This window comes from Bradyrhizobium sp. AZCC 1693 (assembly GCF_036924745.1).
Lineage (GTDB): Bacteria > Pseudomonadota > Alphaproteobacteria > Rhizobiales > Xanthobacteraceae > Bradyrhizobium.
This window is the reverse complement of sequence record NZ_JAZHSD010000001.1, coordinates 998416-1024380: the sequence shown is the minus strand read 5'-3', so window position 1 is coordinate 1024380 and position 25965 is coordinate 998416. Positions and strand designations below refer to the sequence as shown.

Below are 25965 nucleotides of genomic sequence, written 5' to 3'. Positions count from 1 at the left end.
CGGAAACGCGATGCCATCCTCACGCACCATTTCCGCCAACGGGCTGGATTTCTTTATCGCTGAGCAGGGTCAGGGTCCGCTGGTGCTGCTCTGCCATGGCTGGCCCGAACTATCCTATTCCTGGCGCCACCAGATCGGAGCCATCGCGGAAGCCGGTTTCCATGTCGTTGTCCCCGACATGCGCGGGTTCGGCCGGACCAGCGCGCCAGCCGACGTCGGCGCCTACACCATATTCCACAATGTCGGCGACATGGTCGCGCTGGTGGCCACACTTGGCGAAAAGCAGGCCGTCATTGTCGGGCACGATTGGGGAGCGCCGGTCGCCTGGCATGCCGCGATGTTCCGTCCCGATATCTTCACCAGGGTTGCGGGCCTCAGCGTTCCACCCCCTTCCCGCGGACGCGGCCTTCCGCTCGAAACCTTGCGGAAAAGCGGCATCACCAATTTCTACTGGCAGTACTTTCAGGCGCCGGGCGTGGCGGAGGCCGAGTTCGAACGCGATGTCGCGGCGACCATGCGAATCGTGCTGGCCGGGCGCGGGTTCTCCGATCCGGCAGCCCATCAATATGTTCAGGCGGGCAAGGGATTCCTCGCGGGCGCCGATCCGAATCGGCCGTTGCCGAACTGGCTGACCGAGGCCGACCTCGCCTATTTCGCGGCCGTCTACCAGGAGGCCGGCTTTCGCGGCGGGCTCAACTGGTATCGCAACATCGACCGCAATTGGGAACTGACCGCGCCGTGGCAGGGCGCGCAAATCCACCAACCATCGCTGTTCATCGCGGGATCGAAGGATGGCGTCATTACCGGGTTGATCGGCGCCAAGCTGGTCGACGAGATGGAGCGCGTGCTGCCGAACTTGCGGCAAAAGCTCATTCTCGACGGGGCCGGTCACTGGATTCAGCAGGAGCGGCCCGACGAGGTCAACACAGCCCTGATCGACTTCCTGAAGGGCTAGTAAAGCCCTCGCCCGCTGAGCACTTCGCTTGGACCCCGCGAATCGGCCGGCAGGTAAGCCTGGCTCGGCGCCGCATAGCGGGCATCATTCTCGTAGGACACGGCGCGCGGGTTTTCCGCGGCGCGGCCGCGCGAACGGCTGGAGGCGGACATTTCCGACGTGGCGTTGATCGAGGCGTAGTCGGCCGAGCTATTGCCGAGGCTGTAGGGTCGTCCCTCCGGCATCGGAACCTCGCCCCGGATTCGGCCCGCAGACGACGATATCTCGGGCACAAACGGACGGGCCGAAGCGACCCGGACCGTGGACGGGGACGGCGCAGGCTCGCCGGTCCGGAGCGTGGCGAGGAGTTGCCGGTCGTCGGAACCCTCCAGCGGTGCCCGGCCGACATATTCAACCCGCACACGAGCGACGCCATTGGCTTTGAATTCAAGCAGTTCCGCGGCCTTGTTCGAGACGTCGATGAGCCGGTTGCCGTGATAGGGGCCGCGGTCGTTGACCCGCACAATCAGCGATTTGCCGTTCCGGACGTTGGTGACGCGGGCGTAGCTCGGGATCGGGAGCGTCGGATGGGCCGCCGTCAGCGAGGTCATGTCGAAGACTTCGCCATTGGCGGTCAGCCGGCCGTGGAAGTCGTCGCCATACCAGGAGGCCATGCCCTCGGCGCGATAGTTCGGATCCTCTTCCGGCACGTAGACCCGGCCGGCGACGGTGTAGGGTTTGCCGATGCGGTAGGTTCCCCCGCCCTTCGGCACGGGCTCACCGAACCCCACCACGCGGGGGCTCGAGGAGACGCCATATTTGGGATCGACGCGGCTGGCGAATTTGTCGGACGAGGCGCAGTTGGCAAGGAGAAGGCACGTTGCCACGGCAACGGTACCACGCGCCGCCAGGACGATCGTTTTTGGCCGTCGAATCCCCATCGTCCCCAATTACCATTTTCAGCGGCCGACTGCCTACGTTGAAGCGTTGCGGCCTTACCCCCACGATGCGGCCCACCTCCGCATCACGTCGTGAAGATATCGCAACCGGAACACGGCGGAAATGGGGTCCGCTCCCGCGTGGTGAATGAATGGTTGCTTTGCATTTCCGTTGATTTACGGGCGCAGCGCCTCGATTCACTGTGTATGCGCCCTTCGTCGCATCCGTCCTGTGCCGCTTTCAGGCAATCTGTTGCACCAAATCATCACTCACGACCGATCTGCGATTCCAGCCTGTGAATCTTTTTGACTGTGCAACGGTGGAGTCGTTCTGTGGATTGCAGGGGCGCAAAGGATTTGTGCGATGATCGAGACGGTTACAGCGGTGATGGGCCTGGTGAGCGCAGGCATTTTCTTAGCCCATGCATTTGAAGGCTATCGTTCCAGAGCTTGAGTCTTGACGGCCACGGGGTTCGGGTAATCCGCCCGGGCCTCAGACAGAGAAATAGCTCGGTAGTTCCGACCAGGGTTTCGGAAAGCTTTAACAAATTCGGACGAGCATCAGAGTGGTAGGTGTATCATGCGCAACCACGACATTGTCTCCAACGGATTTCTTGTCCTGACGACGGCCAGCTTCATGCTCCTGTGCTCGAGCCTTTTGGCTGCGGCGTTCGGCTAGACAAGCGTCCACTCCAATTGATTAGCTCGTACTGCCAGTTGCGGGAGCGGCGCGTCAGCCGCGCCCTCGATCGCCTCCCGGCAGCAACCCCGTTGCGGACATGCCAGCGTGGATGGGCGGGCTGCCAGCCGACGCGCCCCCGAGACGTGGCACCCCGGCCTATGATGCGTGGCAAGCCGAGCGAGCCAAAGAGGCTGCCCGCCCAAAGGGAACGGATGCCGCTCGTTGACACGGGCGGGCACCGCATTTCGCTTAGCCGACGCCATACGGCTTGTTGAGAAAGTAGTCGCGGTTGCCCAGTGCCTTCTCAGCGTACTGGTCGATCGCAACAGTGATCGCCTGGACGTGCTGATAGCAGTAGCCCTCGCGCGTGGCTCGCTGGCGCAATTCAGCAAGCGCCTTGATCCACGGCGAGCTCTCCGCCTCCTCGTCGTACCATCGTAGCGTCTCTGCCATCACCAGCCGGCCGCCGAGCACGCGCCCCTTCATCGGACCGCCCTGCTCCTTCTTCAGCCGGTCCCGCTCGTCACAAAGGCCGTCGATCTTCCCAGCATCCTGCCCAGCAAAAGCTCAACCGATGCAGTCGAAATGCCGGCGCGCTGAAGATGCAGGATTTCCTTACGTTGCCTTCCGACTTGGACGCGCATGTGCTCGATTTCCGAACGGACGTGATCTAGGTCCATAGCGTTCCTTCATTACCCTCTGGATCGTTCGGACGAGTCCCTCGGCGCGGCGCCCGAGCTGGTCGTACAGGCGAAGCCGCCTGAACAGGATCTCGATTTCATGGGCGTTTTTCATTATACGGCTTTAGCACAAACCGTGAACGAGTTGGCGGGCCGCTAGGAATAGGCGGTGCTGGTGTGGAACACCCAAGATCATTGTCTGAGTAATCCTATTGCCTCGGTCGACTTCGTTTGAGGATCCAATACCGCTTCCGAATGGCCGGTGGCTTCTCACCCTGAGGGACGCCGCCAACTACATCACGAAGCTGCCGAAGGCGGACACTCCGCGCCCGAATGGCAGGCTGCCATGGAGGCGCTTGATCCTCGTTGCAGAGACCGGCGGCCCTACGATGTTGGCCCGGATCGGCGTCATGCGGGCATTGAACCGTCACGTCGAACGGGTTTTTGATCCCGAGCGCAAAAGTCATCGTTGGGGCAAGCGCAAGCTGAAGAGAGACCAATGACCGTTTTTGTATACGTCAACACCAGCAAACAGGTTGGCGATCCTGAGCACATCAAGGTCTTCGCCGATGTGGACGCCGCTGAAAAATGGTTTGAGGAAAACGACCCCGAAGGCGTTGCCTTTGAGTATGAGGGTTCTGGAGTGAACGGCTGCCTTCCAATTACAACTAGCGGAGAGCGAAATGGCTGAGAGAATAGACGTTGAGGTTACCGGCAAATCGCAGTTTGAAGTCGCCTACGAAATGGCGAGGTTCATTCTCATCAATATGGAAGGGCGTCAGGTGAAAAGCATAAAGCGGCAAGAGTTCTTGCATTTGGTAGCTGACTGCATCGAGAGCTTGCGGGGCATCAAGATCAGGGAGATTGTCAGCTAAAGAGTGAGGCTGGCACTCCTGCATGGTTCAACCTCCTCTCGTGCGAAAAAATGGTTTGAGGAAACGATCCCGAAGGCGTGGCGTTCGAGTATGAGGTTCTGGAGTGAACCGCATTGGAGGCACCCTTGAAGGGCTTACGCTTGGCTGGCTTTAAATTGTTAGGTATTCGGCGTCCAGAACTGGGACGCCTTGCCACTTTTTCCCAATGATTTAGTAACCAAAGAAGCTGTCAATTGCTGAACGAGCATGAAGTACGCGAAGAATCTTGCTCATATGTCCATCAGTTCACAGACGACAATTCCGATAGTGGACCACGATGTCTAATGATCCTGGCGCAGCAGCAAAGAGGGTCCGTTTGCTCCTTCTAAAACGAGAATAGAAAAGAAATTCATTTCGCGCTTTTGGGCCCGCACAATAGAGGCGTGCACCATGAATACTCCGGATGAGGACACCGTATTGAAGGCAACTGAGGATGCCAGGCGCATCCTTGCCGAATACATCGCACCAGGGCCGCGCGACGCCGCTCAAACGGTGCACCGGCTATTGGCCGTTCTCGATACAGAGGAAGTCGTTCGCGCTTTGGATCGTATGAAACGGCGCCGGACCATGCGGCCCGTGGAATAGACCCGCCAGCGTGAACAGGGAGCAAGCAACCCGGCTTTAACTAAATATTTAGACATATCAGTTGGCATGGGCTTTGAACTGAACGACTGAGCGATTCTGGAAAGCAGCCTCACGGATCAAGCACTATTGCCTGATCCCATGCAGTCTGGATCGGCACCATGACGTCAGATTTTTCGATTGGCGATCGTGTTCAACTAAGCGCACTCGGCGCATCACGCTGTCCGCGACTTGCTGACAAGACGGGCACTATCGTCGGGCAGAGCAGCGTCTACGTAAATTGCGCCCGCGTCCTGCTCGACGGAAACAAGTCACCAACCACCATTCATCGCGACTATCTCGAAGCAATTCTGTCGGTCATTGCAGAGTGAGTGCCTGTAACGATCTATGGACACCGCCGGACATGAATGCGGGGGGACCGCAATGCCATTATTGGAATTGCTCGCCTGGCTAATGATTGCAGGAGGCCTGTTGGTGCTGATGGCATCCATTGCGCTCGCATTCAGCATAAAGAACGAGGCCGAAACCGACCCAGTTCTGCTTCCTGGAGAGCTGACCTCATGGAGATCACAGCAGCTCCCCACGTCATCGGAGCCGATTTGCCGCCAAAAACAGCGTGAGGGCTGCGCACAATCTCACTCGATGGGGTCACCGTATCGATGCTGGTGGCGGAATGGGAACGGCACCAGCGCATCCAGGTGGGTATCCCCGACGACGTCGAGCTGAGCCTATACGCCTGCCAGCCGGCGCCCTCATGTTTCCAGCACCGCCGGAAAAGGGCGAGTTCGATTTCACCACGCCGCGCAACCCGCGCAACTTCTCCAAAGAGTTCGCCAGGCGGGCGGGTAACCTCGGTTTCGGCGCGACCCGCTTCCACGATTGAGAGGCATTCACGCAACCGCGCTGCTCGATGCCGGCATTCCCGTGCACACCGTGGCGCAGCGGATCGGTGATGACCCTGCCATCCTGCTGCGCAACTACGCCAAGCGGAAGCGAACCAAGGCGGCTGACGCCAACCTCACCGATGCCATTGAGAAATTTGCATCGGGGCTCCTGGGGAAATGAGCGGTTGGGTCCAAATTGGGTCCATGTTCATATTGCGTTCGGTGCCGCCGTCCGTTAAGCGGTTGAATCTATTGGATTGGAAGGGTGGCCGAGTGGTTTAAGGCACCGGTCTTGAAAACCGGCGTGCCTGCAAGGGTACCGTGGGTTCGAATCCCACCCCTTCCGCCAAACCGCGCGCCCCGCTTTAACCGATTGCCGTCGATCTTACGCCACCGTTGATTTCTCGAAGACAGCCGCCAACCGGACTGTGCGAGAGATAGGTGGGGAACCGCGCCGAGCTTCCTTAGCGGTAGATGGCGCAGCCGCGTGCCTCAAGGTCTGAGAACCATGCTTGGGGCGCGAGCGTCTCGACCCACCGCAAATCCAGCTTATCCAGGCGAGGTAGGGCCGCCACGCTGGCGGGAAGGTATCTCAGCGGATTCCCCCGCAGGTCTAGCTGCCTCAACTCCGATAACAGGCCGATGCTGTCCGGCAGCGACATGAGCTTGTTGTTCCGGAGGTGAAGTTCCCGCAGGCGAGACAGCCGTCCAAGGCTGTCGGGGATCGAGGTAAGCCTGTTGTCGGTCACCCGAAGCTCAATCAGGCTCTCCATATGCGTGACAACCTCAGGGATCGTCTCGAATGCGTTCTCGCTGAGGTTTAGGTAGCGCAGCTTCGCAAGTTGCCGAAGCGACTGAGGCAGCGCGGTCAGTCTGTTGTCGTGCAAATAGAGAAAGTCGGTTAGGCCACTGAGGCCGCCCAATGCGTCAGGCAGCCCCGCAAACTTGTTGTGACCGAGATCGAGCATACGCAGCTTCTTTAGACCTCCAATGCGGTCCGAAAGATCCGATAGTCCATTGTCGGCCAGGACGAGGGTTTCGAGTTCGGTCCGCTCCCAAACCCAGGCCGGGACGACGCCGAGTCCCTTCTTCCAGAGGGACAGATTCGGATCCGCAGTGTCTTTCATGACCTGACTTTAGGGCCGGCCAAGGTCGGTTGCCACCCCACACGATTCCGACCATTACCAAGTCACGGTTGAGTCACGATCGTCGCGGACCCAAAGTCAACGCATCGCGGACGGTAAGGTTGACCGGTTAGGTTAAATTGCGAGTTCGGTTGCGCCGTTCTCGAACCGGGATATGGATTGCGCACCGGACAATTCCCCAAGAGTCCGGGCCCACACCCGGCAGGGCCGTCAAGCGAATATATTCCGCTTGGCGGCTTTGTTCTTGAGGACCGCCGGTGCGCTATACGTGGAGGAAGGTGAGTTACTTGATCGCCATCGTGCTTGCGATGGCCGGTTGGCTGTTCCTCATCGTTTGGGTCGTGAGCCGGCTATTTTGATTGGCCGCAGCAAAAACGCCACGAACAGCAGCGGCGGGCCCCAAATCGCCAGCAAGACGACAACAACGACTTCCGCGACGTCCATGCGCATCCCCGATGTCATGACCGACTCGTGCGGAAGAGTGCGCGAATTGTGAAAGCCTGCCAAGCATTCACCATTGTGCTGTCAGTAGCGCGTGATCTGTCGTGTGTTTGTAGCTCGTGAAGTGTCGTGTTTTTGGTGCCCTGGAACAAAGGGGGCACGATGGGCACGGCATCCATTCACGAGGGTGTACGACGGATGCGGTTTTCGGATTTGCTGGATCGGACGGAGGCGAAGGAACTGACGCAGGTGGCCGCGGCTGAGCTTCTCGGGATCAACGTGCGGACGTTTCAACGTTGGGCGGAACGCTATGAGGCGGAGGGCGATGACGGGCTTGTCGACCTCCGTATGGGGCGGCGATCGCCGCGGCGCGCGCCGGAGGAAGAGCTTGAGCGGATGCTGGGGCTGTTCCGGGACAGGTACGCGGACTTCACGGTGAAGCACTTCCACGAGCAGCTGCAAAAGCGGCATGGCTATGTGCTTGGCTACACGGTGACGAAGCTGGCCTTGCACGCGGCGGGCTTGGTGCGGAAGGCGCCGAAGCGTTCGGCGCACCGCAAGAAGCGTCCGCGCCGGCCGCTTCCGGGCATGCTGCTGCATCAGGACGGGTCGCGCCACGCCTGGATCGAAGGTCTGCCGGCGATGGACCTGATCGTCACGCTGGACGATGCGACGAGCGAGATCTACTCGATGTTTCTGGTCGAGGAAGAAGGCACGGCGTCGACGTTCCAGGCCTTGGGCGAAGTGATTGGCGGGCGCGGCCTGTTCTGCGCGCTCTACACCGATCGCGGCAGCCATTATTTCTACACCCCGAAGGCTGGCGAGAAGGTCTCGAAGACGCAACAAACCCAGGTGGGACGGGCTTTATCGCATCTTGGGATCGAGCATATCGCAGCCTATTCGCCGGAGGCGCGCGGGCGCTCCGAGCGGATGTTCGGCACGCTGCAGGGCCGGCTGCCGAAGGACCTGCGGCTCGCCGGGATCAGGACGGTCGAAGCCGCCAATGCGTGGCTGAGGGCGCATTACATGGCCGAGCATAACGCGGCGTTTGCGATCAAGGCCGAACAGCCGGGCACGGCGTTCGTCGCCGATCGCCACGAGGCTTGGCGCGAAGCGCTGTGCGTGATCGAAGACCGAACCGTCGCCAACGACAATACGATCGCATGGAACGGTCGGCGGCTGCAGCTGCCGGAGAGCCGGCTCAGGCCCCACTTCGTCAAAGCCCTGGTGCGGGTCCATGAGTATCCCGATGGCACCGCGAGCGTGTTCCTTGGCCCGCACCGATTGGCGACGTTTGCCGCCGACGGACACCAGATCAGCCCCGACGCGCCTCAGCCTGGCAGCGTGCTCGGAGCCGTCAAGGACAAGCCCTTGCGGGCGCGCAAGCGCGCGTCCTTGACCGCCCCTGCGCGCGCCGCCGTCGAGATAGCGCGGGTCGGGGCGGAGAAACGGGCTTCAAGTCGAACAAAGAAACCGACCAGGAGGGCTAACCCGGCAGCAATATCCGTGGCATGACCAACCCGGAGGAAACCGTCCACGCCTTCCGGCTCCTCCGAAACTCAACAACGAAGGCGACAGATCACGAGCTACAAAAATACGACAACTTCACCCGCTACGGACAGCATTCACCATTGTGCAGTGCAAACGCCGCAGTTTCTCACCCACTCGTTTTGCCGACATCCGGCCCCGCTGGACGGCAATAGTTCGGATGCGCAGGCTCGTCATCGGCAATCGCGCGCCAGCCTGCTCCCTCGAGGTCGTCGTACTGGCCGTTCTTGAGCGACCAGAGAAAGCCCATCAGGCCGAGGGCGCCGAGCGTCAATGCCAAGGGTACGAGAAACACCAGAACTTCCATCAGCAAAACTCCCTCGCGCCGCGATGCGCGCGCAGCGCGTTCAAGATCACCAGCAGTGACGAACCGGACATCGCGGCGGCGGCGACCAGCGGCGTTGCGAGGCCTGCGATCGCGAGCGGCACGGCGAGCAGGTTGTAGCCCGCAGCCAGCCACAGGTTTTGCCGCATCAGAAGCAGTGCCTTCCGCGAGAAGCCGATTGCCTTGACGACGGGCGCGAGGCGATTGCCGAGGAACACCAGATCGGCGGTCGCCTGGCTCAAATGGGTGGCGCTGACCGGTGACATCGAGACGTGCGCGGCAGCAAGCGCCGGCGCGTCGTTCATGCCATCGCCGACCATCAGGATCTTGACGCCCCGCCGCTTCAATTCCTCGATGCGGGCAATCTTGTCCGCCGGCGTGACGCCTGCGCGCCATTCATGAATGCCGAGCGTCCCGGCCGCATGGCGTACCGCAGGCTCTCGATCGCCGGACAGAATCTCGACTTCAATCCCGGCCTTGAGAAGCGTGGCAACGGCGCCGGCCGCATCGGTGCGCAGGCGCTGCCGCACCGCAAAGACGTGCCGCGTTTCGCCATGGCGGAAGGCGACGACGGAAGCCTCGGGATCCCTGCACAGGATGTCGTTGGCGATCTGGTCCGCGCCGCAAAACGACGGCCTGCCCAACCGCACTTCGAGCCCGTTGACGAAGCCGCGCACGCCCTCGCCTGCTATCTCCTCGACCCCGGCCAATGGCGCCTTTGCGCCGGAGGCCCGCGCCACTGCGGCGGCGACCGGATGATGGCTGGCCAGTGCGAGCCGCCCGGCGAGTTCGAACACGTCTTTCGGAGCATCGACGGCATTCGTGACATCGAGCTCCGGCAAGGTCAGCGTGCCCGTCTTGTCGAATACGACGCGATCGACACTGGCCAGCCGCTCGATGGCATCGCCGGAATTGAGCAGCACACCGGTCCGGAACATGGCGCCCGAGACCACGGTCTGCACCGCCGGGATCGCCAGTCCGAGCGCACAGGGACAGGTGATGATCAGAACGGAGATCGCGGTGACGATGGCGTCGTGCCAGGTCGCGCCGTAGGCCGCCCAGCCCAGCATGGTCAGAAGCGCCGCCGCATGCACGACGGGCGCATAAAGCTGCGACGCGCGGTCGGCGAGTTGCACGTAGCGGGAGCGCGACTGTACGGCGTTGTCGAGCAGCCGGCTGATCTCCGCCAGCAGCGTGCCTTCGGACGCCGCCGACACCCTTACCCGCAAGGCGCCCGACAGATTGAGCGTGCCCGCATAGACGGCCGTGCCCGGCCCCGCCTTTGCGGGCAAGGTCTCGCCGGTGATCAGGCTCTGGTCGATCTTGGACTGCCCCTCGACCACGGCGCCGTCGACGGCGGAGCGCTCGCCCGGACGCAGCAGGACGATGTCACCGGTCTGCACGGCGGCAATCGGCACGACGCTGATTTCATCCGCGCCAACGAACTTCGTCGCGGTTTCCGCCTTCAGCGCGGCGAGGTTTCCGGCGACCGCCCGCGTCTTGCGGCGCATGCTCTGATCGAGATAGCGGCCGGCCAGCAGGAAGGCGAGCAGCATCAGCGCGGCGTCGAAGTAGGCATGTTCGGCGTGGTGAATCGTCTCCATCACCGACATCGCGAGCGCCAGCACGATACCGATCGAGATCGGCACGTCCATGTTGGTCGTGCGCGCCCGCAACACGCGAAGCGCGGACCTGAAGAACGGCTGCCCCGAATAGGCTGCGGCCGGCAAGGCGATCAGCGCCGACAGCCAGTGGAAGAAATCGCGCTGCTCCGGGATCATGTCTGAGACGTTGCCGGACCACACCGGGATCGACAGCATCATGATGTTCATCGCGGCAAAGGCGGCGACGCCGAGACAGCGCAGCAGGAAGCTCGCCTGCTCGGTCTCGTCAGCTTCGGCGCGGACCGGCTCGAACGGATAGGCCTTGTAACCAAGCTCGGCCAGCCGGTCGATGAAACGGGCCGGGTCGAGCGCGCCCTCCTTCCATTCCAACGCCACCCGACGGTCGGTCAGGTTGACGCGCGCCAGTGTCACATCCGGCAGCGCGGAAAGCCCGCGCTCGATCTTGGACATGCAGCCGGCGCAACTGACGCCCTCCACCGCCAGATCGATATGCGACAAGCCCGATCCGAGATGGCGGACATAGTGTGAAAAATCCCGCGTCGGCTGCATGATCCGGCCTCGCTAGTTCAACAACACGCGGTTCTTGGACAGAAACAGCCGCTGCCCCGCCGCGGCGCCTTCGAGCACCAGATCCCATTGGCCCGGTGCGATGGCTTCCGCGCTGCCGCGAAAGATGCCGATCCCCACCTCGGCGAGCGTGACCTGCTGATCGGCTCGCCGGTCAGTCGGCCGTTCGAACCGGCCGTGAAACTTCAGGCCGGACATCGGCCGGCCATCATTGTCGCGCGCCTCGACCTGCAACGTGGCGCCGCCCTGCCCGCTGCGTTCAACATGGGCGTCGACCTTCCAGCAGCGCGCGCTCTGGGCACGAGCGGTGGCAATCTCCTTCTCATAGGTGAGGCTGGCGCTATAGGCGCTATCGACCTCGGTGCCGGGCAAGGTCTGGATCGCCAGTCGCATCATGACGAGGTTGACCCCGATCACGACGCCGAAGAACGCTACCATCATCAAGAGCACCATGCGCCCGGTGATGGGTCTTGGCGGCTGCTTCCGGCTCATGTGAAGACTCCTCGAAAATATCATGGCGACACGAAATGGTCGGTGGCGGAGGCAACCTCGCCGAGCCCGATGTCGGTAACGCGGAAATGCACCGGCACGGACTTCTCGGGATTGTTCTCCGCATGGCGCCGTCACCAGCAGCCGCAGTTCGGTGGTCGTATCGCGCGCCAGGATGATCATGGGCCGGTCCTGTGTCACGGAATCGGCGCCGACGACATGGAGCGTGGCATTGACCGGGCCATCCACGTCGATCGCGATGACGCGGTCGAAGCCGCGCTTGTTCAGGAGGCGAACGGTATAGGCATTGCGGATCGATCCGTCGGCGAGCTTCACCGCAACCGGATTGCGGTCATGCAACACGTTGACGTCGAGCAGCGTTCGGTTCAGCAGCGCGTAGAGCATAATCGCGCCGACAGCCAGGATCATTGCGGCGTAGGTGATGGTACGCGGCCGCACGATACGGTAGACCGGCGGCTTGCCGGCCTCGCGTCGGTGAATGTTGATGTCGTTATCGTAACCGATCAGCCTGGTTTCCCGGCCGATCTTGGTCATCACGGTGGCGCAGGCATCGATGCAGAGGCCGCATTGGATACAGTCGAGTTGCGATCCGTTGCGGATATCGATGCCGGTCGGGCAGACAGCCACGCACTGATAGCAATCGATGCAGTCGCCGACCGGCTGGCCGAGCGCGCGCAGCTCGTTTGCCTTCTTCAACGACGTGCGCGCTTCGCCGCGATCATATTTATAGGTGACGTTGAGTGCCCACTCGTCAGTGAGGGCTGCCTGAATACGCGGCCACGGGCACATATAAACGCAGACCTGCTCGCGCATCCAGCCGGCGAAGATGTAGGTCGTCGCCGTCAGGATGCCGATCCAGATGTAGGCGATCATTGGCGCCTGGAAGGTGATGAGTTGCTTCACCAGCGTCGGGGCGTCGTTGAAATAGAGCACCCAGGCGCCGCCCGTCCACCAGGCGATCATCAGCCAGATCGAATGCTTCAGCAGGAGTTCGGCGAAGCGTTCAAGCTTCATCGTGCCCTTGGCGGCGTCTTTCCGCATGCGCTCGCGCCGATCACCTTCGATCAGGCGCTCGACGGCATAGAACAGATCGGTCCAGACGGTCTGCGGGCAGAGATAGCCGCACCAGATGCGGCCGCCGACGGCGTTCATCAGGAACAGCGTCAGGGCAGCTATGATCAACAGGCCGGTAAAATAATAGACTTCCTGCGGCCACAGCTCGATGAAGAAGAAATAGAATCGGCTGTTCGGCAGATCGACCAGCACCGCCTGGTCCGGCGCACCCAAACCGCGATTCCAGCGCACGAACGGCAGCAGATAGTAGACCCCGAGGCAGAACGCCATCAGGCCCCATTTGGTGCGGCGGAAGGTTCCGGAAACGCTCTGCGGATAGACCTTCTTCTGGGCCGCGTAAAGCGGCCCATCGTCGTCAAGCTGCAATTCGGTCGGGTTCACGGTCTTGGTCATCGCCGGGTTGATCTCGTCTCAGGAGTTCACTGTAGACCCGGCTCTGGAAGGGCGTTTGATCCACCTCAAGGGGAAGGACGCCTGCCCTGCCCGGCGGCTATTTTCCTCCGCCAAGCGAGTGGACATAGACCGTCAACGCCTTGATCGTGGACGGGTCGAGCCGGCCGACCCAGGCCGGCATCACCCCGGCGCGGCCATTGGTGATGGTCTCGACCAGCGTCGCCTCATCCGAACCGTAGAGCCAGATCTTGTCCGTGAGATCGGGCGCACCGAGTTCCTGGTTCCCCTTGCCGTTGTCGCCATGGCAGGACGTGCAGTTGTCCGTGAAGATTTTTACGCCGGCGGCCGCATCGTATCCCGGAGCGGCCGGCAGGCCCGATAGCGAGCGGACGTAATTGGCGACGGTAACGATCTGATCCTTCTTGAGGACGCCCTCCTTGCCGAAGGCCAGCATGGCGCTCTCGTGGGTCTTTTGATGCCCCGAACGGGCGCCGAACTGGATCGTCTGCATGATCTGGTCGAGGCTGCCGCCCCATAGCCATTCGTCGTCGTTCAGATTTGGATAGCCCTTGGCCCCCGCGCCGCCGCTGCCGTGGCAAGGCGCGCAATTGTCGCCGAACACCGTCTTGCCGCGCGCCCGCGCCAGGGCCAGCAGCGCGGGATTCTTCTCGATCTCCTCCAGCGAGGCAGCGCCAAGCGCCACCATCCTGTCGCCGCGGATCTTTTCCAGATTGGCGAGTTCGGTGGCGACCTCCGCGCGGGTCGAGTAATTCCAGATGCCGGTCGTATGGCTCCAGAGCAGCGGCCACGCAGGATAGACGATCCAGTAGCCGATCGCCCAGAGAATTGTCAGATAAAAGGTTATCAACCACCAGCGCGGCAGCGGCGTGTTGAGTTCCTTGATGCCGTCCCACTCGTGACCCGTGGTCGACCTTCCGGAGACGTGATCGATATCGCTGTGTTCGGTCATGATCGGCTCACTCTTCCCGCAAAGGCATTTTCGCCGCTTCGTCGAAGGCGGCCTGGTTGCGCGGCCAAAGCGCGTAGGTCAGAATTGCGATGAAGATGCCGACGAAGACCGGCGTCCAGAACGTCGTGACCAGGTCCGACGCAATGTTATGGACAGTGAGAATTGCTTTCATCGTTCTGCCTTCTCAGCGAAGATTTGTTTTTTCGTTGTAAAGCTTGAAGTCGACCAGCGTGCCCAGCATCTGCAGGTACGCGACCAGCGCATCCATCTCGGTCGGCGCGCCGCTCTTGCCGTCGAAATTGCGGGTAACCGCCCTCGGGTAGCGTTTTGTGAACGCATCGACACCGGCATTGTCAGGGTCGGCCTGCGCCTTGAGATCGGCGACGGCATTGGCAATCTGGTCGTCCGAATAAGGTACGCCGACCGCGCGGTTGGTGCGCAGGTGGGCCGTGACGCTGGCCTCATCGACTTCCGTCTGCGACAGGAACGCGTAACCGGGCATCACCGATTGCGGCACGATTGCGCGCGGATTGTTCAGATGCGTGACGTGCCATTCGTCGGAGTACTTGCCGCCGACCCGCGCCAGGTCGGGACCGGTGCGCTTGGACCCCCACTGGAACGGATGGTCGTACATGCTCTCGGCTGCGAGTGAGTAATGGCCGTAGCGCTCGACCTCATCGCGCAGCGGCCGGACCATCTGCGAATGGCAGAGGTAGCATCCCTCGCGGACATAGACGTTGCGCCCGGCAAGCTCGAGCGGCGTGTACGGCCTGACGCCGTCGACCTTCTCGATCGTGCTCTTGAGATAGAACAGCGGGGTGATTTCGACGAGACCGCCGATGGCGATCACCACGAGGATTCCCGCGATCAGGACGATCGAGTTCTTTTCGAAGATTTGGTGCCGTGACCAGAAAGACATGTGCGCGCTCCTCATTCCGCCGGCTGAAGAGCGAGGGGCAACGGCACTTCCGCTTCGCCGACGCGCACCGTCATCCAGAGATTATAGGCCATGATCAGCGACCCGATCAGGAACAGCGCCCCACCCGCGGCACGGATGATGTAGAAGGGATGCATCGCTTCCACGGTTTCGATGAAGGAATATTCGAGGAAGCCGAGCGAGGTGTAGGCCCGCCACATCAGGCCTTGCAGGATTCCCGACACCCACATCGCCGAGATGTAGAGCACGATGCCGATCGTGGCGGTCCAGAAGTGCCAGTTGACCAGCTTCAGGCTGTAGAGCCCCTTGCGATCCCACAGCCAGGGAATCAGGCAGTACAGCGCGCCGAACGAGACGAAGCCGACCCAGCCCAGCGCACCGGAATGCACATGGCCGATGGTCCAGTCGGTGTAGTGGCTGAGCGAATTCACGACCTTGATCGACATCATCGGCCCTTCGAAGGTCGACATGCCGTAGAAGGCGACTGAGACGACGAGCATGCGGAGCACCGGATCGGTGCGGAGCTTGTCCCAGGCGCCCGACAGCGTCATCAGGCCGTTGATCATGCCGCCCCAAGACGGCATCCACAGCATGATCGAGAACGTCATGCCGAGCGTCTGCGCCCAGTCCGGCAACGCCGTGTAGTGCAGATGATGCGGGCCGGCCCAGATGTAGAGGAAGATCAGCGACCAGAAATGGATGATCGACAGCCGGTAGGAATAGACCGGCCGCTCGGCGCGCTTCGGAATGAAGTAGTACATGATGGCGAGGAAGCCGGCGGTCAGGAAGAAGCCGACCGCGTTATGCCCGTACCACCACTGGAACATGGCGTCCTGCACCCCGCCCCAAGCGATGTAGGATTTTGAGCCGAACACCGAGACCGGCAGCGCCGGATTGTTACCGAGATGAAGCACGGCGATGGTGACGATGAAGGCGAGATAGAACCAGTTGGCGACGAAGATATGCGGCTCTTTGCGCTTGATGATGGTCATCAGGAAGACCAGCAGGTACACCACCCAGACGATCGTCAGCCACAGATCCGCGTACCATTCCGGCTCGGCATATTCCTTGGACTGGGTTACGCCGAGCAAATAGCCGGTGCCGGCGATCAGGATGAAGAAATTGTAGCCGATGACGACGAACCACGGCGCGAGATCGCCCGCCAGGCGTACGCGGCAGGTCTTCTGCACGACGTAGAGCGAGGTTGCGATCAGCACATTGCCGCCAAAGGCGAAGATCACCGCCGACGTATGCAGCGGCCGCAGGCGGCCGAAGCTGGTCCATGGCAGATCGAAATTGAGCGAGGGCCACGCGAGCTGGGAGGCGATCAATAGTCCTACCGCAAATCCGGCGATGCCCCAGATCACCGACATGACCGCTGAGAACTTGACCGGGCCCATGTTGTAATTGGGCCGGCCGTTGATTTCCTGCGGTGTCAATGATGCCGGGCGTGCGAAATACCGGTTCCCGATCGCGATCACCGCCCACAGGCTGGCGGCGCTGGCCAGCGCGGCGTGGAAGGCAAACGCCGTATCCAGTGCCTTGGCCGTCGCGAACAGGCACAGGAATGCCGAGATCGAAAAGACCAGCACCAGACCGGCCTCGCCTTGCGTCATCGATTTTGCCGTATGAGATTGGGTCATGCGCGGGCTTCTCTTCTGCAGATGCACCGCACAATGATCACAGCTTCGACATCGGAGATTTGATCGAAGTCAAAGGTTCAGGTGTTTTGCGCAATTTGAAAGGCTGATCGATCTGGACGCGAATTCAGCAACATGATGGGCCAATCGGCAGGTGGGCCTGCATGGCCTTGGCAGGTTCCGAACAAACATCGCGCCTTCTCGCAGGCTCTTTCACGATGCCTGCGGAAGGAAGCCCATAGAGTTCTGGATGCGAGAGATCGAGATTCCGCACCATCTGCCCGCGCGCCCGGGCAATGCCCTTCCGCTCGGCCCGCCGCCTGAACCTGGCTGCGATCGCCCGCATCTGGCGGGCGATGGCGGCGGTCAATCTTTCCTTGGCGGACATGATCGTCAAAACGAAACCTCACAGGACCAAGCGCAACCAAAGCGCAGGCCGCCGCCTGACGTCTTGACGTGAATCAAGCGAGATGGAGTTCGTCAGAGATTCGCAACTAAGATCGAGGTGTCATCGGGACTTGCAACGATCGATGCAAATTTTCCGGTTAGCCGCGCTCGTCTGCAGGTGATCCCGCCCCGGGCCCGGCCTAATCAGAAGGCGCGGCGCTTGGCGGCGGAAGGGTTGGCCAGTTGCTTCGGCCGGGTCTGCAGGTCACCCCAGAACAGCACGGCGGCAAAGACCACGAACATCGCAACGACGCAGACGGTAACGAGCAAGGAATCGGTTGGCATGCGGTTGATCTCCTGTGACGGAGGAAGCATGCCTACGAGCGCCAAAAGAGGCTTTGACCTGGGTCAAAAGCTGCAGCATTTGCGCGGAATTTCTCAGGCCGCGGCCATGGCCACTGCCCGGCTCGCGTCCAGCAGGCGGACACCACCCGCCACGATAATGAGCATCTTTTCGCGCTCGAACCGGGTCAGCGTCCGGCTCACGGTCTCGATCGTCAGCCCCAGATAATCCGCGATATCCTGCCGGCTCATCGGCAGCGCAATGGTTTGCCGCTCGTCGCCGATATGGGCCAGGCGCTGCCGCCAGCCGACGAGGAAGGACGCAACCTTCTCCTCCGCGGTGCGCCGACCCAGCAGCAGCATCTGCTCCTGCGCCAGCATCAATTCTCGCGCCGCGAACTCGTTAATGCGAATCAGAAAATGCGGCCTCTGTTCAATGAAGTGCATGAACGCCTCTTTGGAGAGGCGGCACACCGTCACCGCATCGACGGCGTCCGCCGAGAACCCGTAACGATCGGACGGCGCCGCGCCGAGAAAGTCGCCGGGCAGCGCGAAACCGATCACCTGACGCCGCCCATCCGGCAGCAGCTTGTACAAACGCGCAAAGCCCGCAGTCAGGTTATGGACCGAATGCGCGAGCTGGCCCGCCGTGAACAGCGCCTCATTGGGTGCAAAATGGGTGTGGCGGGCGATCCGTTCGAACTCCGCAAGGTCGGTCTGGTCAAGCGCGCCGCAGATGCTGAGCGAGCGGACGGTGCAGGCCGAGCAGCGGCGGAAACTTGCCCGATTCGGAGAAATGGTTCGTATCATTTGCCGCTGCCCTTCAAGCGCCGGATTGACGTGCCTCTCCCGGCCATAGCAGACCTGTCGGAGATATATTTCATTGTAGCGGATCCACCGTTCGCTGATTGATGCAGATCAAATTCGCCGGCGATTCATCCTTCACAGTGCGACTCCGGGCTGAAAGCCGCATTTTACGGAGTTGAGGCTGCAATGATCGGACGAATTCTGATTCCGGTGGCGTTTACGCTCATCACTCTGACACCGGCCGCTGCGGCATCGCCTCAGGAGCAGCGCGGCAAGACTTTCGCACTGAACAACTGCGCGAAGTGCCATTCGATCGACAAGGTTTCGCCGAGTCCGCTCAAGATCGCGCCGCCGTTCCGGACGCTGCACAAGCGTTACCCGGTCGAGACACTCGGAGAGGCGTTGGCCGAAGGCATCTACACCGGCCATCCGACGATGCCGGCCTTCCAGCTCGAGCCGGACCAGATCGGCGATCTGCTGGCGTATCTGAAGACGCTTGAATAGGCGGACCGGCTCCGGCGCCGGCCCCAACATTGTGTGATGGCGCGGCAATCGTCACGTCCCAAGGTGACGCCGATATAGTGCTTCAGGCGTAGATGCGCGGCGGGGTGCATACCTAGTACGCCTGTACCGTCCACGCGATCACGTTCTTTGCAATCCGACCAAACGCTTCGCTGAACGCGGCGACGGCTTCGGCCGGCGCAACAGTCGCAAACTTCTCGCTCTCCTCAAACAGCCGCGACGCGACCACCTTACCGTTCTTGTCGACGATTCTGGCCGACAATCCGATTTCCGCTACCGGCGCGGACCCCACGGTGATGCGGAACCGCCGGACATCGATCAGCAACTGGAATTCGGTCTGCCCGACATCGGCCATGCGCAGCGGCGCATGCGCGATGTCGTAATTCTCGAAACTTTCGATCAGCCGCGCCTGAATCAGTTTAGGCAGCGCGTCGGCCCACATCGCCTCTGCAAATCCCGGATATTCCTGCGCTGGCGAGAACAGGAAGCGCTGCGTCTCCAGCATCGCAACCGCTGTCGGTTCCGGAATCGCCCATTGCACATTGATGGCTTTGCCCACCGGTGCCGGATTCTGCAGCGCGCGCAGATCATAGGTGATCTTCGGCGGCGGGCTGGTGACCCCGGTCATGCGTTCGAGGCCGGCGACGATGCCATCGAGCTTGCCGGTGTTACGCGCCAGGCCTTCCGAAAACACCTTGAAATTGTCGATCGTGTCCTTCAACGCCCCCGAATTTTCCGACAGCACCGTATCGACCCTGCGCAACGCATCGCGCGCGGCCTGCGTCATGCCCTGCCCGGCGCCTGGCTCGGCGATCAGCGTCGGCACCTCGCCGCTCTGCGCTGCCTGCGTGCCGCCTTCGAGTGCGATTACAGGCACGCCGGTTAAGCCCTGGAATTCCAGGCCAACCTTGGTGTCGGCGCGCACGGGCGTCGTCGAAGTGACCGAGATGGTCGCGTTGACGCCGCGAGGGTTGCCAGGCGCGAGGCCGAGCTCCGTCACCTCGCCGACCCGAATGCCATTGAACAGCACCGCCGCGCCGACAAGGAGGCCTGGCACGGAGCCCTCGAACTGCACGTGGTAGCTGGAGCGTGGGCCGAGCCCGCCGGTATTTTGCAGCCAATAGACGAAGCCGAATACGGCCATGATGGCGGCCAGCACGAAGGCGCCGACAATGACGAAGGGAGCGCGGGTTTCCATCTCCTAGCTCGCTCTGGGTTGCAGCATCTGGGAACGCTTGCCGTGAAAATAGGCCCGCACCCAGGGATGCTCGGATTGAAGCAATTCGCGCATCGGGCCGATGGCGACGATCTTGCCGTCGGCCAGCGCCGCCACGCGGTCGCAGACGGCATTGAGGCTGGCGAGATCATGGGTGACCATGAACACGGTCAACCCCAGCGTCTTCTGCAGTGTCTTGATCAGAGCGTCGAAATCGCCGGCGGCAATCGGGTCCAGCCCCGAGGTCGGCTCGTCGAGAAACACGATCGCGGGATCGAGCGCGAGCGCACGCGCCAGCGCCACACGCTTGGTCATGCCTCCGGACAATTCGGAAGGAAACTTGTCGCCGTCATCCGGCCTGAGCCCGACCATTTCGAGCTTGGCGGTGGCGATCTCGTCCATCAGGGCGTCCGAGAGCACGAGATTCTCCCGCAACGGAAACTGGATGTTCTGCCGTACGGTGAGCGACGAGAACAGCGCCCCCTGCTGGAACAGGATGCCCCATCGCCCTGCCGCGCTCGGCGTGGTGCGGTCGTGGTTGATCGGCGAACCCATCACTTCGATTTCCCCGCCCTGCCGCGGGATCAGGCCGATGATGGTCCGCATCAGCACCGACTTTCCGCCGCCCGAAGCGCCAACCAGTCCGAGGATCTCACCGCGGCGGACGTCCAGCGCGAGGTGATCTATCACGACATGCCGGCGAAAGCCGACCACGAGATCGCGCACCCGAATGGCAAATGGTTCGGTTACTTCGTGCATCGCTACATTCCGATCGATGCAAAGAACACCGCGAACAGCCCGTCGAGCACGATCACCAGGAAGATCGACTTGACGACCGACGTGGTGGTCTGCTTGCCGAGCGACTCCGCGCTGCCCTTCACGCGCAGGCCTTCGCTGCAGGCGACGATGCCGATCACCAACGCCATGAACGGCGCCTTGATGATGCCGACCTCGAAATGGGTGACGGAAACGGCGTCATGCAGCCGCGCGAGGAATATCGCCGGCCCCATGCCGCCATAGAACCAGGCAACCAGGCATCCGCCGTAGAGCGCCGCCATCGAGCCGATGAAGCTCAGAATCGGCAGCGCGCAAATCAGCGCCAGAATCCGCGGCAGCATCAGGACTTCGATCGGGTTCAGCCCCATGGTCGAAAGCGCGTCGATCTCCTCGCGCATCTTCATCGAGCCGAGTTCGGCGGTATAGGCGCTGCCCGAACGCCCGGCGACCATGATGGCGACGATCAGCACGCCGAGCTCGCGCAGCACGAGGATGCCGACCATGTCGACGACGTAGGAATCCGCACCGAACTTTCGGAAATGGAAAATGCCTTGCTGTGCGATGATGGCCCCAATCAGAAAGGTGATCAGAACAATGATCGGTATCGCCTGCCAGCCGACGCGATAGAGCTGGTAGGTCATCGAGGTCAGCCGCAACGATCGCGGCCGGCGCAGGACGCCCAGGATAGCGATACAAAGTGCGCCCAGCATCTGCAGGAATGCGGCGACATCTTCGCTCGATCCGATGGTGGCGCGGCCGATATCGCCCAGCTTCGCCACGACGGGATTGCGCGCCGGCGCCGGTGCCGGCGTTCGCCGGTTGACCTGACGGACCTCCTCGATCAGGCCGGCGTAATTGTCGGCGATGCCGATGATATCGGCGCGGTGGCCGGCGGAGTTGGCCCGCCGCGACATTTTTTCCAGCAGCCAGGCGCCGAGCGTATCGAGTTCGCGCACCCCGGCCATGTCGACCTTGACGGCAGCGGCATGATCGAGCTGCGGCGCAATGTCATTGGATAGCCGTTCGAGCGTCGTCGCGTTCACAGCCGTCCAGGAGCCGGCCGGACGCAGTTCAAGCGCGTCGCCCGATGGCGTCGCCGTTAGCAGAGATGCGGTCGCCAAGATGATGTTCCCTCAATCAGATAGCTCCCTTTTTTCTAGGCCGCGGGCGCGGCACCCATGTTGACCTGCCTCAAAGCGGTAGATGCGGCTGAGCATCGCGGTTGACCCAAATCAAATGGCGCTGCTGCTGCCTCACCTACAATCTCCACACGCAAGGAAAACGAGCGGGCGAGATGTTCAAATCAGGCGAACTGGGTGACGAGCTGCTGGCGCTCAAAAGTGAGATGTCGCGCCTTTTGAGTATGCCTGCCGACGACATTCTCGACACCGCCAGGAAGAGATCCGAAGCACTCGCCGACCAGATCAAGGCGACCTTGAGCGAACTCGGGGAAACCTTGAGCGAAGAAGAGGAGCATGTCGAGCGCCTGATCGCAGAGCGGCCGATCGCGGCGCTGGCATCCGCCTTCGCGCTCGGCATTGCCATCGGTTTCATGCTGAGGAGGAATTAAACTTGAACAGCGAGAACGTCATCAAGCATCTGCGGGCGCTGTGGCGCACGGACCGGATCATCGCGGAAATCCGGATGCGGCACATGCTGGTAGGACTTGGCCTGCGGGCGTTTGCCGCACTGATCGCGGCCTTCGGCCTGTTGATGCTGGAACTGTCGGCCTATTTCGCGCTGGTGCAGATCTGGAGCGCGATCTCCGCGGCCGCGATACTCGGCATTGCCAATTTCGTGATCGCAGCGGTGTTGTTCGTGGTGGGCGGAAGGCCGCCCGCAGGCCGCGAACTCGAACTGGCCACCGAAATTCACGGCTCCGCGATCGAGGCATTGCAGGGCGAGGCCCGCGCGCTGCAATCGCAGTTCACCGGCATGGTGCACCATCCGCTGAACAGCGTGCTGCCGCTGGTGCTGGTGCCGCTGATCACGATCGTCGTCAAGAGCCTGAAGAAATCCAGGGCAACCGCCCCTGCGGCGAAGGCCACGGCCGAGCCGAGCTGATCACGGCACGGGCAGCAGCCTCATGCCGGAAAAACCAAGGAGCCATGCGAGATGTCCGAGACCAGAGCCAAGACCCAGCCGAAGCCGATCCTGAACGCTTCCCTGCCCGCACAATTCCGGCAATTCCGCCTCGCGCTGGCCCGCGAGCCCGGCCATCCCGAAGGCGATGCCGAGGTGGCCTATATCATCGTGGCGCCGCTCGATGCCGAGGACCGCATCGATGCAAGACTATGGCGCGAGCATCGCGACGCCTGCCGGGTTGTACGCCAGCGCCCGGACCAGCAGGACAAGCATGGTCACCTGGTTCACCACGCCGGCGGCGGCTGGGCTTTCCACTACGACGGCGGCGAGACCAATTTGCCTGACGACGTCGGCTATCACTTTGCGGACGAGCGTTTCCGCGTCGGCGAGTATGTCTCGCTCAATGAAGGCGGCAGGATGCACACTTATCGGGTGACGACGGTTTCGTATCTTTGAACGATGAAACCGTTTTCCGGCCTCAGTGAAGCCGACGCTGCGGCGCGGCTTCAGGCTGAGGGACACAACGAGCTTCCCCAACCAGATCGGCGCACACCATTTCGAATAGCGATCGAGGTGCTGCGCGAGCCGATGCTGGCGCTGCTTTTGGTTGGCGGCCTCGTTTACCTCGCGCTCGGCGACCTGAAGGAGGCGATCATCCTGGTCGCCTTCGCGACCATGTCGATCGTGATCACCGTGGTGCAGGAGACGCGGACCGAGCGCGTGCTGGAAGCGTTGCGCGACCTCACGAGCCCCCGCGCGCTCGTCATTCGCGACGACGAGCGCAAGCGGATCGCCGGCCGGGACGTCGTGCGGGGTGACCTCATCGTTCTGTCCGAAGGCGATAGGGTGCCCGCCGACGCCGTTCTTCTGCGTTGCAGCGATCTTCAGGCCGACGAATCCACGCTGACCGGCGAATCCGTGCCGGTGCGCAAGGTCGCGTGGGACGATCGCCCGAGGTCCGGACCGCAGCATCCGGGAGGCGACGACCTGCCGCACATCTTCTCCGGTTCGCTGGTGGTGAGGGGATCGGGGCTGGCGGAAGTAACCGCCATCGGGACGCAGAGCGAGATCGGCAAGATCGGTCAGTCGCTGGCGACGCTCGAGACCGAACCACCGCGCCTGCAGGTGCAAACACGGCGCGTCGTCAGGCTGTTTGCCGTTCTCGGCGGCGGGGTCAGCGTGCTCGCGGTGCTGCTCTACGGCATCACACGCGGCGGATGGCTGGATGCGGTGCTGGCCGGAATTGCGCTGGGCATGTCGATGCTGCCGGAAGAGTTTCCGGTCGTCCTGACCGTCTTCATGGCGATGGGCGCGTGGCGAATTTCGCTGGCGCGCGTCCTGACACGGCGCGCGGCGGCGATCGAGACGCTGGGCTCTGCCACCGTGCTGTGCACCGACAAGACCGGCACCCTCACTGAAAACCGGATGACGATCGTCGAGCTGCGGCTGAAGGATGGAAACGTCTTCCACCCGCAGGCCGGCATCGAAATGCCGGCGCAGTTCCATGACTTGAGTGAATTCGGCCTGCTCGCGAGCGCGCCCGAGCCGTTTGACCCGATGGAGCGGGCGTTCCACACCTTGGCGCGCGAGCGGCTGACCGAGGCTTCCTATCGGCATCCGCACTGGAGGCTGGTGCATGCCTATGGTCTTCGGCCCGATCTCCTCGCCGTAACGCATATCTGGCAGGCGGATGGCGATCGGCCGGAATACATTGTCGCGACCAAGGGCGCGCCCGAAGCGATAGCGGGTCTTTGCCGGTTGAGCTCGGCCGACCGCGCGGCACTGATGCAATCCATCGATGCGATGGCTTCCGCCGGCCTGCGCGTGCTGGGCGTTGCGCGCGCCAGCCACGCCGGGCCGCCCTGGCCGACGTCGCCGCGCGAACTTGGATTCGAATTGCTGGGACTGGTCGGCCTTGCTGATCCGCTGCGCGCCAGCGTCGTCGAGGCGGTCCGCGAATGCCGATCCGCCGGCATCAAGGCCGTCATGATCACCGGCGACTATCCGGCGACTGCAAATGCGATCGCGCAGCAGGCCGGGCTTGAGCGCGGCGAGCTTGTGACCGGCGAACAACTCGAGACATTGAACGAGGCGGAATTGGCCGGCCGGGTGGAAACGGCCGGTGTCTTCGCGCGGATCACGCCAAACCAGAAGCTGCGCATCGTCAACGCCTACAAGGGCAATGGTGAGATTGTCGCGATGACCGGCGATGGCGTCAACGATGCGCCATCGCTGAAGGCTGCCCATATCGGCATCGCGATGGGCGGGCGCGGAACGGACGTGGCGCGCGAAGCTTCCGCCATCGTGCTGCTTGACGACGATTTTGGCTCCATCGTCAAGGCGATCCGTCTCGGACGCCGCATCTACGACAATTTGCGCAAGGCGATGAGTTTTATCTTTGCCGTTCACGTCCCCATCGCGGGCCTGGCGCTGCTGCCGCTGGTGTTCGGCCTGCCGCTCTTGTTCGGGCCGATCCATATCGCCTTGCTCGAAATGGTGATCGATCCGGTCTGCTCGCTGGTGTTCGAGGCCGAAACCGAGGAAGACGACGTCATGCGGCGGCGGCCGCGCTCCCCCGACGAGCCGCTTTTCTCGCGGGCGTTGGTCGCCTGGAGCCTGCTGCAGGGGTTGCTGGCGTTTGTGGCCGTCGCCGCCGTTTACGTCGCAGCGCTGAAATGGGGCATGCCGGTGCGCGAAGTGCGGGCGTTGACGTTTTTTTCGCTCATCGTCGTGATTGTCAGCCTGATTCTGGTCAACCGCTCCTTCAGCGCATCGCTGCTCACCGCCCTGCGGCGGCCGAACCGGACCCTGGCCGCGGTGCTCGCCGCGGTCGCCGTCATCCTGGCCCTTACTTTGCTCTGGCCATTCGCGAACGAGCTCTTCGCCTTCGGCCCTCTCCACGCCGACGATCTCGCGCTCACGCTCGGTGCAGGTGTCATGGCGCTGCTCGTGCTGGAAATGCTGAAGCCGCTGCTGCGCCCGCGGCTGCAATCCTAGACCTGGCCAAGCGCCCGCCTTGCGATGGATCAAACACCCAAGC

The 25965-nt window shown here is 62.3% G+C and carries 27 protein-coding genes, 1 tRNA gene and 1 pseudogene; 13 read left to right on the top strand and 16 right to left on the bottom strand.

The genetic code is table 11. The annotated features are described in order from the left end of the window. Positions 1 to 10 precede the first annotated feature (10 nt). Positions 11 to 955 carry an alpha/beta fold hydrolase gene (locus V1293_RS05120; RefSeq protein WP_334507252.1) on the top strand — a complete coding sequence of 315 codons (945 nt, stop codon included), beginning with the start codon at positions 11 to 13 and terminating at the stop codon, positions 953 to 955. Here the strand turns inward: V1293_RS05120 and V1293_RS05115 are convergent. Next, complete coding sequence (locus tag V1293_RS05115) at positions 952 to 1875, bottom strand: septal ring lytic transglycosylase RlpA family protein (protein WP_334507250.1); 924 nt, start codon at positions 1873 to 1875, stop codon at positions 952 to 954. The genes V1293_RS05120 and V1293_RS05115 overlap by 4 nt on opposite strands. A 928-nt stretch (positions 1876 to 2803) precedes the next feature. Then, the gene (locus V1293_RS05110) at positions 2804 to 3040 is read right to left on the bottom strand and encodes a hypothetical protein (protein ID WP_334507248.1); all 237 of its coding nucleotides are present in this window, start codon (positions 3038 to 3040) and stop codon (positions 2804 to 2806) included. 693 nt (positions 3041 to 3733) lie between these two features. Here V1293_RS05110 and V1293_RS05105 point away from each other — a divergent pair. From V1293_RS05105 to V1293_RS05080, 6 genes are all read left to right on the top strand, one after another. After that, a complete protein-coding gene (locus V1293_RS05105) occupies positions 3734 to 3925 on the top strand; it encodes a hypothetical protein (protein WP_334507247.1) in 192 nt (63 codons plus the stop codon). After that, the gene (locus V1293_RS05100; protein WP_334507245.1) at positions 3918 to 4109 is read left to right on the top strand and encodes a hypothetical protein; all 192 of its coding nucleotides are present in this window, start codon (positions 3918 to 3920) and stop codon (positions 4107 to 4109) included. Before V1293_RS05105 ends, V1293_RS05100 begins: the two co-directional genes overlap by 8 nt. Before the next feature lie 782 nt (positions 4110 to 4891). Continuing rightward, a complete protein-coding gene (locus V1293_RS05095) occupies positions 4892 to 5101 on the top strand; it encodes a hypothetical protein (protein WP_334507243.1) in 210 nt (69 codons plus the stop codon). 383 nt (positions 5102 to 5484) lie between these two features. Then, positions 5485 to 5613, top strand: a complete 129-nt coding sequence (locus V1293_RS05090; protein ID WP_334507242.1) for a hypothetical protein — start codon at positions 5485 to 5487, stop codon at positions 5611 to 5613. Continuing rightward, the gene (locus V1293_RS05085; RefSeq protein WP_334507241.1) at positions 5610 to 5795 is read left to right on the top strand and encodes a hypothetical protein; all 186 of its coding nucleotides are present in this window, start codon (positions 5610 to 5612) and stop codon (positions 5793 to 5795) included. The genes V1293_RS05090 and V1293_RS05085 overlap by 4 nt, the downstream gene beginning before the upstream one ends. 78 nt (positions 5796 to 5873) lie before the next feature. Continuing rightward, positions 5874 to 5963 (top strand) — tRNA-Ser (locus V1293_RS05080). 115 nt (positions 5964 to 6078) lie between these two features. On the opposite strand, the gene V1293_RS05075 is transcribed toward V1293_RS05080, so the two are convergent. Next, positions 6079 to 6741: a leucine-rich repeat domain-containing protein gene (locus V1293_RS05075; protein WP_334507240.1), complete on the bottom strand. Its 663-nt coding sequence runs from the start codon at positions 6739 to 6741 to the stop codon at positions 6079 to 6081. Between the two features lie 657 nt (positions 6742 to 7398). Between V1293_RS05075 and V1293_RS05070 the strand changes: the two genes are divergently transcribed. Continuing rightward, positions 7399 to 8715, top strand: coding sequence for an ISNCY family transposase (locus V1293_RS05070; protein WP_334506553.1), 1317 nt, complete (start codon positions 7399 to 7401; stop codon positions 8713 to 8715). A gap of 142 nt (positions 8716 to 8857) precedes the next feature. Here the strand turns inward: V1293_RS05070 and ccoS are convergent, their stop codons facing one another. The 10 genes and pseudogenes from ccoS to V1293_RS05020 form a co-directional block, all read right to left on the bottom strand. Further along, positions 8858 to 9055 (bottom strand): cbb3-type cytochrome oxidase assembly protein CcoS, encoded by a 198-nt coding sequence (gene ccoS, locus V1293_RS05065; RefSeq protein WP_334507239.1) that lies wholly within the window; start codon positions 9053 to 9055, stop codon positions 8858 to 8860. Continuing rightward, on the bottom strand, positions 9055 to 11247 hold the full coding sequence (locus V1293_RS05060) for a heavy metal translocating P-type ATPase (protein WP_334507238.1): 2193 nt from the start codon (positions 11245 to 11247) through the stop codon (positions 9055 to 9057). The genes ccoS and V1293_RS05060 overlap by 1 nt, the downstream gene beginning before the upstream one ends. Positions 11248 to 11259: 12 nt before the next feature. Continuing rightward, the gene (locus V1293_RS05055; RefSeq protein WP_334507237.1) at positions 11260 to 11757 is read right to left on the bottom strand and encodes a FixH family protein; all 498 of its coding nucleotides are present in this window, start codon (positions 11755 to 11757) and stop codon (positions 11260 to 11262) included. A 20-nt stretch (positions 11758 to 11777) separates the two neighbouring features. Further along, a pseudogene (ccoG, locus tag V1293_RS05050) lies at positions 11778 to 13242 on the bottom strand (cytochrome c oxidase accessory protein CcoG). 97 nt (positions 13243 to 13339) lie between these two features. After that, positions 13340 to 14212, bottom strand: a complete 873-nt coding sequence (gene ccoP / locus V1293_RS05045; protein ID WP_334507235.1) for a cytochrome-c oxidase, cbb3-type subunit III — start codon at positions 14210 to 14212, stop codon at positions 13340 to 13342. Positions 14213 to 14219: 7 nt separating this feature from the next. Next, positions 14220 to 14384, bottom strand: coding sequence for a cbb3-type cytochrome c oxidase subunit 3 (locus V1293_RS05040; protein ID WP_334507234.1), 165 nt, complete (start codon positions 14382 to 14384; stop codon positions 14220 to 14222). A gap of 12 nt (positions 14385 to 14396) precedes the next feature. Then, positions 14397 to 15131 carry a cytochrome-c oxidase, cbb3-type subunit II gene (gene ccoO, locus V1293_RS05035; protein ID WP_334507233.1) on the bottom strand — a complete coding sequence of 245 codons (735 nt, stop codon included), beginning with the start codon at positions 15129 to 15131 and terminating at the stop codon, positions 14397 to 14399. A gap of 11 nt (positions 15132 to 15142) precedes the next feature. Continuing rightward, positions 15143 to 16765, bottom strand: a complete 1623-nt coding sequence (ccoN, locus tag V1293_RS05030; protein WP_442894331.1) for a cytochrome-c oxidase, cbb3-type subunit I — start codon at positions 16763 to 16765, stop codon at positions 15143 to 15145. Positions 16766 to 17380: 615 nt separating this feature from the next. Next, positions 17381 to 17521, bottom strand: coding sequence for a hypothetical protein (locus tag V1293_RS05025; RefSeq protein WP_334507231.1), 141 nt, complete (start codon positions 17519 to 17521; stop codon positions 17381 to 17383). A gap of 93 nt (positions 17522 to 17614) precedes the next feature. Further along, positions 17615 to 18328, bottom strand: a complete 714-nt coding sequence (locus V1293_RS05020; RefSeq protein WP_334507229.1) for a Crp/Fnr family transcriptional regulator — start codon at positions 18326 to 18328, stop codon at positions 17615 to 17617. Positions 18329 to 18511: 183 nt separating this feature from the next. On the opposite strand from V1293_RS05020, the gene V1293_RS05015 reads away from it, so the two are divergent. Continuing rightward, positions 18512 to 18829, top strand: coding sequence for a c-type cytochrome (locus tag V1293_RS05015; protein ID WP_334507227.1), 318 nt, complete (start codon positions 18512 to 18514; stop codon positions 18827 to 18829). 112 nt (positions 18830 to 18941) lie between these two features. Here V1293_RS05015 and V1293_RS05010 read toward each other — a convergent pair whose 3' ends face one another. Genes V1293_RS05010 through V1293_RS05000 form a run of 3 tightly spaced genes read right to left on the bottom strand, consistent with a single transcriptional unit; the run spans position 18942 to position 21961 of the window. Then, positions 18942 to 20045 carry an ABC-type transport auxiliary lipoprotein family protein gene (locus tag V1293_RS05010; RefSeq protein WP_334507225.1) on the bottom strand — a complete coding sequence of 368 codons (1104 nt, stop codon included), beginning with the start codon at positions 20043 to 20045 and terminating at the stop codon, positions 18942 to 18944. A 3-nt stretch (positions 20046 to 20048) separates the two neighbouring features. After that, positions 20049 to 20822, bottom strand: a complete 774-nt coding sequence (locus tag V1293_RS05005) for an ABC transporter ATP-binding protein (RefSeq protein WP_334507223.1) — start codon at positions 20820 to 20822, stop codon at positions 20049 to 20051. Positions 20823 to 20824: 2 nt separating this feature from the next. Beyond that, a complete protein-coding gene (locus V1293_RS05000) occupies positions 20825 to 21961 on the bottom strand; it encodes an ABC transporter permease (RefSeq protein WP_334507221.1) in 1137 nt (378 codons plus the stop codon). A gap of 173 nt (positions 21962 to 22134) precedes the next feature. Between V1293_RS05000 and V1293_RS04995 the strand changes: the two genes are divergently transcribed. Genes V1293_RS04995 through V1293_RS04980 form a run of 4 tightly spaced genes read left to right on the top strand, consistent with a single transcriptional unit; the run spans position 22135 to position 25922 of the window. Continuing rightward, positions 22135 to 22410 carry a hypothetical protein gene (locus V1293_RS04995; protein WP_334507219.1) on the top strand — a complete coding sequence of 92 codons (276 nt, stop codon included), beginning with the start codon at positions 22135 to 22137 and terminating at the stop codon, positions 22408 to 22410. Positions 22411 to 22412: 2 nt separating this feature from the next. Beyond that, complete coding sequence (locus V1293_RS04990; protein ID WP_334507217.1) at positions 22413 to 22904, top strand: phage holin family protein; 492 nt, start codon at positions 22413 to 22415, stop codon at positions 22902 to 22904. A gap of 51 nt (positions 22905 to 22955) precedes the next feature. Beyond that, positions 22956 to 23381 (top strand): hypothetical protein, encoded by a 426-nt coding sequence (locus V1293_RS04985; RefSeq protein ID WP_334507215.1) that lies wholly within the window; start codon positions 22956 to 22958, stop codon positions 23379 to 23381. A 3-nt stretch (positions 23382 to 23384) separates the two neighbouring features. Beyond that, positions 23385 to 25922, top strand: a complete 2538-nt coding sequence (locus tag V1293_RS04980) for a cation-translocating P-type ATPase (RefSeq protein WP_334507213.1) — start codon at positions 23385 to 23387, stop codon at positions 25920 to 25922. Positions 25923 to 25965 lie beyond the last annotated feature (43 nt).